We start from the raw sequence: 13,404 nt of genomic DNA on the forward strand, positions 1-13,404 counted from the left end.
GTTCAGCATCAATGTTGTATAAAAATACCTCAAAAATCTGATTTATCCTACATTAAACTTCAAAATATAGGGCTAATAAACCCAACAGTGCAGGCAATGCCTGTATGTAAAGTATAGATCTTTGGGCAGTAATTGCTCCATACAAACCAGCTGTCAAAACACATAACAAAAAGAAAGCAGCAACATTAGCGCTCCAAACCTCATCCTTAATAAAAAAAGACCAAAGAAGTCCGGCTGCCAAAAATCCATTATAAAGCCCTTGGTTTGCAGCAAGCGGTTTTGTTTTTTCAAACAGGTCTTCAGGAAATTTCCTGAAAACTTTTTTGGCCCGCGTAGTCCACGCAAACATTTCCAGCCACATTATATATAAATGCAACAGGCAAATAAAAGCTATTATTACACGGGCTATTATCATGGTTTATATAACGTTAGTCCATTTAAAATTGCGCTCAATGGCACGTATCATTTCTCCGGCAATATCTTTTTGGGTTGCCCCCTCAATACCTTCTAAACCAGGTGAAGAATTAACCTCAAGCAATAGAGGCCCCTTAGACGATCGTATAATATCTACACCTGCTACTTTAAGGTTCATGGCCTTAGCAGCTTTGATAGCTATCTTTTTTTCTTCAGATGTTACCTTTATTATAGATGCCGTACCGCCAAGGTGTATGTTGGCACGGAACTCTCCCGGAAGTGCCTCACGCTGTATGGCAGCTACCACTTTGCCGTCTATAACAAAACAACGAATGTCTTTACCATTGGCCTCTTTAATAAACTCCTGAACCAGTATGTTAGCATTTAGGCTTTTAAATGCATTGATTACGCTCTCTGCCGCTTTTTTAGTTTCTGCAAGCACAACACCTTTGCCCTGAGTTCCTTCTAAAAGCTTTACGATTAGAGGAGAACCGCCTACCATTTTTATCAGGTCGTTAGTGTCAAGGGGCGAGTTGGCAAAACCGGTGGTAGGAATATCAATACCGCTGTTTAGTAACAGTTGTAAGGAATACAGCTTGTCGCGGCTTTGGCTTATAGCTGTAGATGAGTTAAGGCAGAAAACTTTAAGAGCCTCAAAATGGCGGGTAAGGGCACACCCGTAAAAGGTCATGCTTGGGCGAATGCGCGGTATAACAGCATCAAAATCATTAAGCACCCTGCCACCCCTGTAGTGTATCTCGGGAGTGTCGGCATCCAGTTTCATGTAACAGTACTTAAGGTTTAAAAAATGCATTTCGTGCCCGCGTGCTTCTCCGGCTTCCATAATGCGCCTGTTGCTGTAAAGTTCTGGATTGCTGGCAAGCAGTCCTATGCGCAGGCCGCGTTTGGGCTCTTCACCCTTTTCATAATATTCCAGAAGTTTTTCGCGGGTTGGCTGGCCTAACAGAAATTTTTGTTCCGGATCTACCAATAAACGACCGCTCATGGCTTCGCGACCTAAAAGCATACGAAAACCCATAGAGTCGCGGTTAGTTAGCGTAAACTCTGCTTCCCAGTTTGTTTCGCCAACACGAATTTGTGTTTTTATAACATAGCGTTGCTCACGAAAGCCACTGCTGCTTTTTACCACACGTTTGTCTACCAGCGGAGCTTGGCAATGTATAACAGTTTTAGAATTGTTTTGTATAGGATTAATGTCAAACTTTACCCAGTTATTGCCGTCTTTTTCAAACGGGGTAATGTTAATGGCATGCAATGCCGAAGTTTTTGCGCCCGAGTCTACACGTGCTTTTATTGTTGGGATACCAAGGTCAGGAAAAGCGCACCATTCTTCGCTTCCTACTATTACTTTATCGAGCATTTTTAGATAGAATTACTTTATCTAAAGTACTACTTTTTTTAGTTGTGTAAAGAAGCAATGAAATATTTAGCAAAAAAATAATACTGCATCTGCTTGTATCCTTTTACAGAAAAGCTTAATAAAACGTAAAGCTGAATATTGTATTGTTTTACAGCCTTTTTGTATATGCCCTCTTACGTAAATAAGTAAACAGCACACCAAAAATAGCCAGAACCGCAAGTGGCAGGCCAATGGTTATAAGCTGTGCCCAAGCATAATTTTCTTCTACTTTCTTTGCATCAAGAAAGTGTAGATTTATATTTTTGCTCCTTATTTTTATTAGTCCGTTGTCGTCCAGCAGGTAGTTTACACAGTTAAGCAAAAAATCACGGTTGCTGTACGTTTGCTGTAGCCATGGGTCTATGCCGTCGCCCAAAGGCTTTTTGTTGGCATATTTATAATTTACAATATCGCCATCGGCAATAACTATCATTTTATTGTCGGCCCCGTCGTCTTTAGGATTGGTAAATTTCACAGGTTTTAGCCTGTTCTTGTAGGCCGATGTAAATTTACCCTCTAATAATACTCCTAATACCTGATTTCCGTTGTTAAACTGAGACGGATTGACATTGTTTAAAAACTGGTATAGATTTACCTGTGCAGGCATACCCACAACTTTAGACTCAGGAGAGCTTTGCAGCAGTGCCGTTTTTTTAATATTGTTTTTAAGCGTATCTATTTGCCCGGCAAATTCAAGCTTTACAATATTTATGTTCTTATTTATGGGGTGGTTTTCGCGTGAGCGCACTACAGGCGAATATGGCCAGTCTACAGGTGCCTCGCCATTAGCCGACTGCACGCTTATTGGTGTGCTTAGCAAGTCCTGTACCAAATTGGCATTAAGGCGAACGCCATATTTAAACAGCATGTCGTCGAGGTTCAAATCTGCCGGATAGGCTAACGCTGCATTGTTGCTGTTGCGAAGGCTGTCAAGATCCATGCTAACCCTGTCTACCATCCAAAGGGTTTTGCCACCGTTCATTATATATTGATCTATAACGGCCTTTTCGTCTTCGGTAAAAGCCTGGGTAGGTTTGGCAATAACAGCAAGGTCAAAGCGTTGAAGGTTTTGCAGCGTTTTTTGCCTGTCGTTTGACAGCGAATCAAGGTTAAATTCGCCAAGGGCATAATATTCTTTCATGCCCAATAAAAAATCAGACATATACCTGTCAGCAATTTCACCATTACCTTTTAATACGGCAACTTTTTTTCTGTCGGTAATGGTAAGCTTTGTAATGGCATCAGAGAAATTATACTCCAGTAATTGTACTGATTTGTTAATGTTCTCGTCCTTATTGGTCATGAAATTGTTTACCAATAAAGGCACTTTTACCGAGTGCTGTCCTACGTTGGCAATGGCCCACGGAAAGATTTGGATAACTGATCTCTTGCCCTTACGGGTCATTTCGATATTGGTAGGCGTTAAGCCCATCTGATACAATTCCTGTATGTTGTTCTGTACATCTTCTTCCTCGGCCAGCGGGTCGATAAAATTAAAGATGATGTTGCTGTTGTACACCTGATATTCTTCTAACAACTGACGTATTTCGTTTTGAAGACGTTTAAATTCCGGCGGCAGGTCTCCTCCTAAAAAAATATCTATATATAAAGGTTCCTGTACTTTTTGCGTTACTGCTACAGATGCTTCCGATAGTGTATAGCGTTTATCGGCAGTAAGGTCAAAACGTTTAAAAACATAGCTCCCTGCAAAGTTTAGAGCCAATAATGCAGCAGCGGTTATGCCAAGGCGAACGAGGTTTTTTTGTTTAGTGGCTTCCATATTATCCTCGCAGCGATTTAAGTTTGTATACAGTTAACGATAAAAAGAAAAAGGCAATGCTTGTAAAATAAATAATATCGCGGGTGTCTATAACGCCACGGCTTATGCTTCTGAAGTGATAATCCATGCCTACAGATGCTACAGCATTGCTAAAATCGCCGCTGTAAAGTGCCAGCTCCTGAAACCCGAAATACAATACAAAGCATACAAAAACAGCTATAATAAATGCTACGATCTGGTTGTCAGAAAGGGTAGAGGCAAATACACCTATGGCAGTATACCCTGCAACTAAAAACAATAGTCCAAAATAAGAGCCTATAGTACTGCCCATATCTATATTGTCGGGAGGATTTCCAAGATAGGAAACCACATATACATATATGAGAGTTGGCAGCAGAGCCAAAACAATGAGTGCCAGTGCACCAAAAAACTTCCCGTTAACTATTTCCCAGGTGGTTAAAGGACGTGTAAAAAGCAGTTCGAGCGTGCCTTGTTTTTTTTCGTCAGAAAAACTACGCATGGTTACCGCCGGAATGAGCAATATCAATATCCAGGGGGCAAGTGTAAAAAATGGGGCAAGGTCGGCAAAACCACTGTTAAGTATATTGTATTCTCCTTCAATAACCCAAAGACTCACTCCGTTGAGTATAAGAAATATGGCAATGACCAAATATCCAATTGGCGAGCCAAAAAAAGATTTTATTTCTCTTAATAGTAATGCTTTCATTTTTTCCTGAACTAAATATAGTTTTGGGTACTAGGCTTTAACGGTTGCCGTTTATCCCTGAATTATCATGTATTTTCAGGGTGTACAAACATACTGATTTTTGGGTTATTTTAAAAAGAGCGGTTGGGTCTTAGATTTTGTAATAAAGATTCGATAGTTATTTAAATATAACGTTAACTACGTCTCTAAATTTTAGCCCTAGTAATGTTTTTGCAGTGCCCACTGTAGAAGGGTTGCTACGGTATATGGCTATTTCTAAAAAACCGGCTTCATTAAAAATCGCCAGCTTTTCGCCTTCATAGTCTTTTAACGAAAAGCGCTCGTTTACCGTAAAGTCAGAATATCCTGATTTAACCCCTTTAATACTCTTTGTGCTAAATGTAATTTCGTAGTCGCGGCCTTTGGCTAACTCTTTAACCTGTTTTTTGGTAATGTTGGTAACGCAGTTGCCAAAGTGGTCTATGTATACCACATATCCCCTAATACTGTTACTATCCGGCGATACTACAGGTTGGAGGTCAAATATTTGTTTGATCTCGTTAGTTTCCCTGCCAATAACGTTTAGCAGCCCTCCTTTGGCAAGATGGCAGGCCACCATAACAAACGCATCCATTTCTGTGCTGCCTTCCGGAAGGCGGTCGTGTATATTTATCTCTACTATTTTTTCTGGCAGTATCCTTTGCGTTAACAGGCTCAATACCCCATTATCAGCACAAATAAAATAATGACCATTCCACAGCATGGCAATATGGCGCGTTTCTTTAGTAAGTTCGGCATCTACACCAATAAGGTGCACTGTTGATTGTGGAAAGCTATTGTATGCAGCACCAACTATATAGCTGGCTTCAGAGATATTAAAAAGATCTACATGGTGCGAAATATCAACAATAACAGCCCCTTCATAGCACGAAAGTATTTTACCTTTCAGGGCTCCCACAAAATGGTCCTTGAGCCCAAAGTCGGTAGTTAGGGTAATTATTGACATAAAATTGTGTAAAACTTTTAAAAAAGTGCGATTAAAATTTCACTAAATTTGAATGCAAAGCTACTAATTATATAGCTATGATTTAGTAAAAATTAAAACCATCTGCTTTTGAACGAACGTACGATTGAACTTACAGACATTGCTCCTAAAGATTTTTGGGGTGCGCAGGATTCTCATTTGGAAACCATAAAAAAATACTATCCTAAGTTAAAGATTGTTGCACGCGGCACTACTTTAAAAGCCTTTGGCGAAAAAGAGTTGCTCGATGAGTTTGAAAAGCGGTTTAAGCGCCTCATGCTGCATTTTTCTCGCTACAATAATATTGATGATAATGTTATTGAGCGTGTAATACAGAGCGACAGCAATGTAGAGCAAATGAACCCCAGCGATAAAATATTAGTGCATGGGGTGGGAGGCAAGCTTATAAAAGCCATGACGCCCAACCAGCAAAAACTGGTAGACTATATGGCTAAGAACGATATGGTTTTTGCCATTGGCCCTGCCGGTACCGGTAAAACCTATACAGGTGTTGCGCTTGCTGTAAAAGCGCTTAAAGAAAAACAGGTAAAGCGAATTATACTTACCCGTCCTGCAGTTGAGGCAGGAGAGAACCTTGGCTTTTTGCCGGGTGACATGAAAGAAAAACTGGATCCGTACATGCAGCCGCTGTATGATGCGCTGCGCGATATGATTCCACCGCAATCTTTAGAAGATTATATTGCAAAAGGTATTATACAAATAGCACCGCTGGCTTTTATGCGTGGACGTACACTCGATAATGCATTTGTAATACTCGATGAGGCACAGAACACTACCCATTCTCAAATGAAAATGTTCCTTACGCGTATGGGTAAGAACGCTAAGTTTATGATTACTGGCGATCCCGGTCAGGTAGACTTGCCACGAAGAACCATATCGGGTCTTAAAGAAGCTGTATTAATACTAAAAAATGTTGAGGGTGTAGGGATTATTTATCTTGATGATAAAGATATTGTGCGCCACCGCCTTGTTAAGAAAATTATTGAAGCATATAAAAGCATTGAAAACCACGATTGATATTGTGGGATTATCGCAATGCCGGATTATTAGATTTTTTACATATTGTATTGAATCTAGTAATCCGGCATTTTGCATTCAAAGATCTATTTAGAAAGCCATTTATAGAGTCGTTCGGCATTTTCTTTGGTAAAAAGTCCTGTTCCGGTGCTCATTGTAGCTGCCGATCCGCAGGCTACACCCATACGGGCAACATCCTGCAATGGGCTGTTTGTAGCAAGTTTAGATACCATTCCGGCTACCATGCTGTCTCCGGCGCCCACAGTGCTCAGCTTTTTTACCGATGGTGCCGGTACATGCAGGCATTTATCTTTACTGACCAAATAGGCACCCTGTGGCCCCAGCGAAACTACGATAATTTCGGCAGCACCTTTGCCAATAAGCTCCATTGCGGCTTCGTCGGCACTTTCGTTGTCAAGTTCTTTGCGGCCTGTAAGTGCACTAAGTTCGCCTAAATTGGGTTTCAGTAAATAAACGCCCTCATTTACTACTTCCTGAAGCGCATCTCCCGATGTATCGGCAATAATTTTTGCACCTTTAGCTTTAAGGGTTTTTATAAGGCTACGCAAAAAAGAAGGCTCAATACCTTCGGGCAGGCTGCCGCTAATAACTACTATTTCAGGAAAAGGTTCGAGACTATTAATGGTTTTGTTCAGTTCTTCTGCCTCTTCAGTGGTTATGGATTCTCCGGGCATCCCAAAACGATATTGGTCGTTATGAGAAGTGTCTACCACAATAAAGTTTTCGCGTGTTTCGGCTTTTGTAGAAATGGGCTTTACAGCAACATTTTCCCTGTCGAGCAATTCTTCTAAAAGTGCTCCTGTGCGTCCGCCGGAGAAGAAAAGCGCAACAGATTTTACTCCTAAACGTTCCAGTCCTCGTGAAACATTTATGCCACCCCCCCCCGGTTCATATTTGGGTGCAGAGCAACGCAGTTTCTTTTCGGGCTTAATATTCTCTACTGTAGAGCTTTTGTCTACAGTGGGATTTAGGGTAATGGTTAGGATGTTCTTTATCATTCCAACAATGTTTTTAATTGGTATTTACACTAAAATACCAATTAAAAACATTGTTGGACTATAATAATTTGTTAAGAGAAGTAGGCTAAAGAAATTTTGTTATTGTACAAACCTTTCTAAAATACTGTATTCATTGCTTAGTTCAATATAATAGCATCCTTCGGGCACTTCAATATCAAGCTTGGAAATTTGTTTTTTGGTAAATCCGCGTTTTTTTAGTTCATCCTGGGTATGCAGCAACAAAGGATCGTCTCCTACATAATATAGGTTTTCATCGCAACGATTGATTTCGCCTACAGTGCCGGAAATGCCGTAATCCATAGAGTTGTATAAAAGCTCTTTATCAAGTTCCTCATCGCTAAGATTTTCGAGCCATGCTTTTAGGTCTCTCAGTTTCATAGTGCATTAAGTAATTTAATTTTAGTAATATGTGTCGGTAAATTTCAGGGGGCTAAAATACCAGCCATAAAAGTATATAAAATTTTGTTAATAATTAGCAAACGATATAATGTTTATTTAATAATGTAGTTGTTAAAGTAATTGAAAAACAGGGTTGTGGCTTGTAAAACGCCTGTTTTAAAAGAGTCTTGCTTTAATTTAAAGGGGGCAAGATGTTGATTTTATAGTTAGATTTACACTCGTACCCCATTTATATACTAAATAACTTTTTTAATGCGTTTTCTAATATAACGAGGGGGCTTTTAAAAATTAAATATACATTAGTGGTTTTTGAATGAAGAATTTAGACCTTAAGCATTTAGCTTTTCATGTACTTGTGGGGCTTTACTTTATTTGGCTTGCAGTTTTTGGAATTTTACTTTACATAACTTTTGACAGTATTTTAGCAAATAGCAATGAGAACGCTTCGCGCTTGTTGCTCATGTGGGTATCGCTTAATTTTGTTATGGGAACTTCTATATATATGGTTATCCGATTGTTTAGAAACAGAACGGTTTTAGCTAAAGTTATATTTTATAGTTATGCAGTAGTTGCCATTATTGCTGTTGCTACTGTATTTTTACTGCTAAACAGGGTTTAAAACAATTAATTATGTTGTTTAATACAAGGTTTAGTCTGCTGTTTTAATGCGTATTATAAAATAACGCTTCAGGTTTACTTTTTAAAACAAAATTACGCACGGATAACGTATATTTGCTTTTATTTTAATGCGAATGGATAAAAAGAGCGAAGAATTTTATGCAAGGCTAAAAGAAGAGCTTGCAGGGTCTGCCGACTGGCCAGCCGAATATTTATTTAAATTTATAGTGCCTTCTGATAAAGAAAAAATAGTGCAGATAGAAAGTGCTTTTGATAACATGGGAGCTGTAATCGATACTAAAGAATCTAAAACAGGCAAATATACCAGCGTGTCTATAAACGTTAGCATGGGTGGGCCACAGCAAATTATAGATAAATACATACAGTTGTCTGCCATAGAGGGTATTATATCATTATAAATTTAACACACAGGTATATTTATGAAATACAATACACAGGAAGCTGTACATTTTCTTGAATATAATGCCGAGAGGCCACACCTTATTATACCCGAATACGGGCGCCACCTGCAAAAGCTTATAGAACAGGCTATAGCTATAGAAGACAGGGATGAACGTAATAAGGCTGCTAAATATATTATAGGTGTTATGGGGACACTAAATCCTCATTTGCGCGATGTGCCCGATTTTCAGCATAAGCTTTGGGATCAGATATTTATTATGTCTGATTTTAAACTGGATGTAGATTCTCCATATCCTATACCCTCGCGCGAAATGCTGAATGTAAAGCCGGGGCCACTGGCTTATCCGCAAAACTTTCCTAAGTACCGTTTTTATGGCAATAACATAAAATACATGATAGATGTTGCCAACAGCTGGGAGGAGGGCGAAATGAAAAATGCACTAATTATTGTGATAGCCAATCATATGAAAAAGTGCTACCTGAGCTGGAACAAAGACACCGTTAAAGATGACGTGATCTTTGAGCACCTGTTGGAACTTTCCGGCGGAAAAATAAACCTGCTTGCTACAGATGAAGAACTTTCTACCTCTATAGACCTTATGAAGGTTAACAAAAAACTTAGCAATAAAATGCAGTTTAACACAAACCCAAGGCAAAAAATGCAGCGCATGGGCAGTAACTCAAGACAAAACAATCAAAATAATAACCGTAAACCCTAACTTTTACAGCTAAATGGGAACATTTAAAATTGAAGGTGGTGCCCCACTTAAAGGCGAAATTAAACCGCAAGGTGCTAAAAACGAGGCTCTTCAGGTGCTTAACACTGTGTTGTTGACTGCCGAGAAAGTAACCATCAGCAATATTCCAGATATTATTGATGTTAATAAACTTATAACCCTGCTTAGCAATCTTGGTGTTAAAATACAAAAGCTGGAACATGGGTCTTACACCTTTCAGGCCGATGAGGTAAACCTTGCTTACCTTGAAAGCGAGGCTTTTAAAAAAGAAGGATCGTCGTTAAGGGGATCTATAATGATAGTTGGGCCGTTATTAGCACGTTTTGGTAAAGGATACATACCTAAACCGGGTGGCGATAAAATTGGCCGCCGCAGGCTCGATACCCACTTTGAAGGATTTATTAACCTTGGGGCTAAATTCCGTTATAACGAAGAAGACCACTTTTATGGTGTAGAGGCTGAGAAGCTAAAGGGAACCTACATGCTTTTAGATGAGGCATCGGTTACCGGTACTGCAAACATTGTTATGGCTGCGGTTTTGGCAGAAGGTAAAACTACAATATACAATGCTGCATGCGAGCCTTACCTGCAACAACTTTGCAAAATGTTGAATAGCATGGGGGCAAAAATTACTGGTATTGGATCTAACCTTTTAGAGATTGAAGGAGTAGAAACTCTTGGCGGATGCGAGCACCGCATATTGCCGGATATGATCGAAATAGGAAGCTGGATAGGTCTTGCTGCCATGACCCAAAGCGAAATTACAATTAAAGATGTAAGCTGGGATAACCTTGGGGTTATACCTAACGTTTTTCGTAAACTGGGTATTACTTTAGAGCGCAGGGGAGACGATATTTATATTCCTGCCCACACAGACGGTTATGAGATACAAAACTACATAGACGGTTCTATACTTACTGTATCTGATGCTCCGTGGCCTGGCTTTACGCCTGACCTTTTAAGTATAGTGCTAACAGTGGCTACACAGGCAAGGGGAGAAGTGCTTATACATCAAAAAATGTTTGAAAGTCGTCTTTTCTTTGTAGACAGGCTTATAGATATGGGAGCTAAGATCATACTTTGCGACCCGCATAGGGCTACTGTTATTGGTCTTGATTTTAAATCTAAACTAAAAGGTATATTAATGTCTTCTCCTGATATCAGGGCTGGTATATCATTATTGATTGCCGCACTTTCTGCTAAAGGAGTTAGTACTATACAAAACAGCGATCAGATAGACCGTGGTTATGAGCGTATAGATGAAAGGCTTAAAGCCCTTGGCGCAAAAATTACAAGGATAGACTAATCTTAAAGAGTCTACAATAATAGTAAAACGGGCACTTTTTAAGTGCCCGTTTTGTTTTTTATAACGCCTCCATGAGTTGCTGCATGGTGGCTAAAGTGCCTTCGCGGCCTGTAATGTTATAGGTAAAAGTATAGTCAATATTTCCGTCTAAAAAATCCTTATAGTAGCGGGTGTCGTGCACCATGCGGTCTAGGGGACTACTATCCGATGGTGGCAGGGCAGGGTCTATACTGCAAATACCTTCGGCAATAAATTCAAAAGTATCTTTTTCGTAAGTTTTTATAGTGCCGGTAAGCCTAAAATCATCGCTGTCAATATTGTTATAAATATCCATTTCCAGCTTTATTGCATGTTCCTTATATTCGGCAGCAATACTGTGCTCGTTTTGTTTAAATTTAAAATTGCTGTCGGCTTTAAAGAATTCTTTAAAACCATCAAATATTTTTTTTACCTCGGCTCGTTTCATTTCTTTGCGCTTGTACTCATACTTGGTTTTGTATTTATCGTAAGCGGCTTTTGTATCGATCTTTGCTTTAAGGTCTTCAAGGTTCATAGTGTACTGGTAAGTTTATAGTTCGGCTACTTTTGATTTATAAAAATTCACATAGAAAAACGATTCCGGATTTACGCCAGCCTCAATTATTTTAGCCTTGATCATTTCTGTTTTTGCGGTATCTGTAGCAGTATCGATTCCTAAAAAAGATGCAAATTCATTAAGGCCGTTAAATTTAAAGCTCAAATCAGTGTTGAGTGAATATTCTGTAATGCTGTACTGGGCTGTAGCGGTGCTGATACCCCACTTTTTAAAAGCATTGTTTATGGTGTCTATGTTTAGGTTCATGGCAAAGAAGAATTTACATTAATAATAAGTACTATCGATGCAGTTTGTCGATCTTTAAAAGACATACCACAAATTATTAATTATTTGCTTATGCCATTCTTAAAATAGCCATAAAGTTAATTGACTCAAAATTATTTTAAAAGGTGTTCATGTTTGATAGTTTATTGTGACCGAAAAAATACCTATATATAGGTATTGTATTTCAGTGTTTTAAACTTGAAATTTATTTTAAAAATATAATATGAAATTAAATAATAGAAAAATAAACGAACTTCAGTTGTTTTTTAGTGAGAGAAGTTATATAAATAAAGCTTTTTTATATGGTTCTCGTGTAAGTGGCAAAGCAAGAAGTAATAGCGACATTGATATAATGATTGATATCGACTATGAAGAAATTAAGCCTAAAATTATTGACTTGCTCATGATGTCGGATTTACTTTCTAAATCTTTAGGCGCAAAAGTTTCTATTACCACTCGTGAAGCATTTTCGAATCTAATGCAAGAGTTCACAGTAAATACTTCTCTACTGATATATGATAAGGATGAGCAAATATTAATTCCTGCTTTCATATTTAACGATTTTGAATATAAAGAATATCGCGATAAAGTCAAATTAGAACATATTTCTATTTCCCTTAAGCTTATTGTCGAATGGATGAAAAAATATGATTTAACTACTATTGATGATGAAGGGGTGTTATTATCTGCTATTAAAAATGAGTTTAAGACTTTTGTAAAGTTATTTAGTAAACTTTCTTCTGCGACTAAAGAAGAGACTTTAAGGTACATTAATACTAATGCGGAGGATTTGGATGCAGAACATATTTCTTCATTGAACTTTTCTCAAGATTTATTTGGATCATATTATGGAGTTGATAAAACAATATTATATGAGTTTGCGCAATATTATTTACCTACAATCCAAAAAAGTATTGATATACTATTATCGGATTGGGAGGGTTATTTTAAAAATAGAGTCAAAGATTATTTTACATATTTCTTTGCGAAATCCATTAATAACAATCGCAAGGGAATCGATTTTATGGAAAAAGTGACAGAATATAGTTCGATTTTTAATAATACACTGAAGAATAAAAGTATAAATGAATTAACAGATATACATATTAAAGAGGGGGAGGACAATATATTAAAAATCACTAATCAAATAAATATTAAAAATATATGGAATGATTTGAAGCAGATTATATGCCCTTTTTTTCCATTTTGCTAAAAGAAATCAGTTATGACAACATTTGACGAACGAAAAAGTAAATCTTTTGATGTAGTCCTTGATACTATTAAATTGATAATTACATTATCTACAGCTATAATAGGTTACTTTACTTCATCTATCATTTTCAATGAAAACAATCAGAAGCAAATTTTGCAATTGTTTAAATTTCCAATTTATATCAAGTTGACTTTAATATTCTTTTCATTATCAGTTTTTTTTGCCTTGTCCAGCATTTTAAAAATTTCTGGAGTATTAGGTAATAAGTATGTAAATGACAAAGATGTGACTATATATGATCCTGGAAACAGATTGTTTTATTCACTCAGTTTGATATTTTTTTTTATTGGAGTTATTCTTTTAGGTTATGTAGCCTTTTCGAGTATAGATAATTTATACGTTTCTCCTAAAAAGTAAAAGCTACCCT

16 protein-coding genes are annotated in these 13,404 nt (G+C 37.8%); 7 read left to right on the forward strand and 9 right to left on the reverse strand.

The genetic code is table 11. The features are described from left to right. Window positions 1–52 precede the first annotated feature (52 nt). The 5 genes from GR160_RS01605 to GR160_RS01625 form a co-directional block, all read right to left on the reverse strand. On the reverse strand, window positions 53–415 hold the full coding sequence (locus GR160_RS01605; RefSeq protein ID WP_160748081.1) for a DUF1304 domain-containing protein: 363 nt from the start codon (window positions 413–415) through the stop codon (window positions 53–55). Window positions 416–418: 3 nt separating this feature from the next. Beyond that, window positions 419–1,795 (reverse strand): 30S ribosomal protein S6--L-glutamate ligase, encoded by a 1,377-nt coding sequence (gene rimK, locus GR160_RS01610; protein WP_160748082.1) that lies wholly within the window; start codon window positions 1,793–1,795, stop codon window positions 419–421. A gap of 148 nt (window positions 1,796–1,943) precedes the next feature. Continuing rightward, window positions 1,944–3,614 carry a gliding motility-associated ABC transporter substrate-binding protein GldG gene (gene gldG / locus GR160_RS01615; protein WP_160748083.1) on the reverse strand — a complete coding sequence of 557 codons (1,671 nt, stop codon included), beginning with the start codon at window positions 3,612–3,614 and terminating at the stop codon, window positions 1,944–1,946. Window position 3,615: 1 nt separating this feature from the next. Next, window positions 3,616–4,341 carry a gliding motility-associated ABC transporter permease subunit GldF gene (gldF, locus tag GR160_RS01620; RefSeq protein ID WP_160748084.1) on the reverse strand — a complete coding sequence of 242 codons (726 nt, stop codon included), beginning with the start codon at window positions 4,339–4,341 and terminating at the stop codon, window positions 3,616–3,618. Window positions 4,342–4,498: 157 nt separating this feature from the next. Continuing rightward, on the reverse strand, window positions 4,499–5,326 hold the full coding sequence (locus GR160_RS01625) for an S-adenosyl-l-methionine hydroxide adenosyltransferase family protein (RefSeq protein WP_160748085.1): 828 nt from the start codon (window positions 5,324–5,326) through the stop codon (window positions 4,499–4,501). Between the two features lie 108 nt (window positions 5,327–5,434). On the opposite strand from GR160_RS01625, the gene GR160_RS01630 reads away from it, so the two are divergent. Then, complete coding sequence (locus tag GR160_RS01630) at window positions 5,435–6,382, forward strand: PhoH family protein (RefSeq protein WP_160748086.1); 948 nt, start codon at window positions 5,435–5,437, stop codon at window positions 6,380–6,382. A gap of 86 nt (window positions 6,383–6,468) precedes the next feature. Here GR160_RS01630 and GR160_RS01635 read toward each other — a convergent pair whose 3' ends face one another. Continuing rightward, window positions 6,469–7,401: a 1-phosphofructokinase family hexose kinase gene (locus GR160_RS01635; RefSeq protein WP_160748087.1), complete on the reverse strand. Its 933-nt coding sequence runs from the start codon at window positions 7,399–7,401 to the stop codon at window positions 6,469–6,471. 99 nt (window positions 7,402–7,500) lie between these two features. Next, window positions 7,501–7,800, reverse strand: a complete 300-nt coding sequence (locus GR160_RS01640; protein WP_160748088.1) for a hypothetical protein — start codon at window positions 7,798–7,800, stop codon at window positions 7,501–7,503. 334 nt (window positions 7,801–8,134) lie between these two features. Here GR160_RS01640 and GR160_RS01645 point away from each other — a divergent pair, with 334 nt between their 5' ends. From GR160_RS01645 to murA, 4 genes are all read left to right on the forward strand, one after another. Continuing rightward, complete coding sequence (locus GR160_RS01645; RefSeq protein WP_160748089.1) at window positions 8,135–8,440, forward strand: hypothetical protein; 306 nt, start codon at window positions 8,135–8,137, stop codon at window positions 8,438–8,440. A gap of 133 nt (window positions 8,441–8,573) precedes the next feature. After that, complete coding sequence (locus tag GR160_RS01650; RefSeq protein WP_202390687.1) at window positions 8,574–8,858, forward strand: DUF493 family protein; 285 nt, start codon at window positions 8,574–8,576, stop codon at window positions 8,856–8,858. Between the two features lie 21 nt (window positions 8,859–8,879). Further along, window positions 8,880–9,581, forward strand: a complete 702-nt coding sequence (locus GR160_RS01655) for a DUF4290 domain-containing protein (RefSeq protein ID WP_160748091.1) — start codon at window positions 8,880–8,882, stop codon at window positions 9,579–9,581. Window positions 9,582–9,594: 13 nt separating this feature from the next. Beyond that, a complete protein-coding gene (murA, locus tag GR160_RS01660; RefSeq protein WP_160748092.1) occupies window positions 9,595–10,905 on the forward strand; it encodes a UDP-N-acetylglucosamine 1-carboxyvinyltransferase in 1,311 nt (436 codons plus the stop codon). Between the two features lie 58 nt (window positions 10,906–10,963). On the opposite strand, the gene GR160_RS01665 is transcribed toward murA, so the two are convergent. Then, the gene (locus GR160_RS01665) at window positions 10,964–11,458 is read right to left on the reverse strand and encodes a hypothetical protein (RefSeq protein ID WP_160748093.1); all 495 of its coding nucleotides are present in this window, start codon (window positions 11,456–11,458) and stop codon (window positions 10,964–10,966) included. Window positions 11,459–11,473: 15 nt separating this feature from the next. Beyond that, a complete protein-coding gene (locus GR160_RS01670; RefSeq protein WP_160748094.1) occupies window positions 11,474–11,746 on the reverse strand; it encodes a hypothetical protein in 273 nt (90 codons plus the stop codon). A 241-nt stretch (window positions 11,747–11,987) separates the two neighbouring features. Here GR160_RS01670 and GR160_RS01675 point away from each other — a divergent pair, with 241 nt between their 5' ends. Next, entirely contained in the window at window positions 11,988–12,977 is a 990-nt protein-coding gene (locus tag GR160_RS01675; protein ID WP_160748095.1) for a nucleotidyltransferase domain-containing protein, read from the forward strand. A gap of 12 nt (window positions 12,978–12,989) precedes the next feature. After that, the gene (locus GR160_RS01680) at window positions 12,990–13,394 is read left to right on the forward strand and encodes a hypothetical protein (RefSeq protein ID WP_160748096.1); all 405 of its coding nucleotides are present in this window, start codon (window positions 12,990–12,992) and stop codon (window positions 13,392–13,394) included. The last annotated feature ends 10 nt before the right edge of the window (window positions 13,395–13,404 follow it).

Origin of the sequence: Flavobacterium sp. Sd200 (assembly GCF_009826935.1) — a bacterium.
Lineage (GTDB): Bacteria > Bacteroidota > Bacteroidia > Flavobacteriales > Flavobacteriaceae > Flavobacterium.

Coding starts and splice junctions, on each gene's coding strand:
- GR160_RS01605 (WP_160748081.1), bottom strand. CDS start 415: ATGATAATAGCCCGTGTAATAATAGCTTTTATTTGCCTGTTGCATTTA.
- rimK (WP_160748082.1), bottom strand. CDS start 1,795: ATGCTCGATAAAGTAATAGTAGGAAGCGAAGAATGGTGCGCTTTTCCT.
- gldG (WP_160748083.1), bottom strand. CDS start 3,614: ATGGAAGCCACTAAACAAAAAAACCTCGTTCGCCTTGGCATAACCGCT.
- gldF (WP_160748084.1), bottom strand. CDS start 4,341: ATGAAAGCATTACTATTAAGAGAAATAAAATCTTTTTTTGGCTCGCCA.
- GR160_RS01625 (WP_160748085.1), bottom strand. CDS start 5,326: ATGTCAATAATTACCCTAACTACCGACTTTGGGCTCAAGGACCATTTT.
- GR160_RS01635 (WP_160748087.1), bottom strand. CDS start 7,401: ATGATAAAGAACATCCTAACCATTACCCTAAATCCCACTGTAGACAAA.
- GR160_RS01640 (WP_160748088.1), bottom strand. CDS start 7,800: ATGAAACTGAGAGACCTAAAAGCATGGCTCGAAAATCTTAGCGATGAG.
- GR160_RS01645 (WP_160748089.1), top strand. CDS start 8,135: ATGAAGAATTTAGACCTTAAGCATTTAGCTTTTCATGTACTTGTGGGG.
- GR160_RS01650 (WP_202390687.1), top strand. CDS start 8,574: ATGGATAAAAAGAGCGAAGAATTTTATGCAAGGCTAAAAGAAGAGCTT.
- GR160_RS01655 (WP_160748091.1), top strand. CDS start 8,880: ATGAAATACAATACACAGGAAGCTGTACATTTTCTTGAATATAATGCC.
- murA (WP_160748092.1), top strand. CDS start 9,595: ATGGGAACATTTAAAATTGAAGGTGGTGCCCCACTTAAAGGCGAAATT.
- GR160_RS01665 (WP_160748093.1), bottom strand. CDS start 11,458: ATGAACCTTGAAGACCTTAAAGCAAAGATCGATACAAAAGCCGCTTAC.
- GR160_RS01670 (WP_160748094.1), bottom strand. CDS start 11,746: ATGAACCTAAACATAGACACCATAAACAATGCTTTTAAAAAGTGGGGT.
- GR160_RS01675 (WP_160748095.1), top strand. CDS start 11,988: ATGAAATTAAATAATAGAAAAATAAACGAACTTCAGTTGTTTTTTAGT.
- GR160_RS01680 (WP_160748096.1), top strand. CDS start 12,990: ATGACAACATTTGACGAACGAAAAAGTAAATCTTTTGATGTAGTCCTT.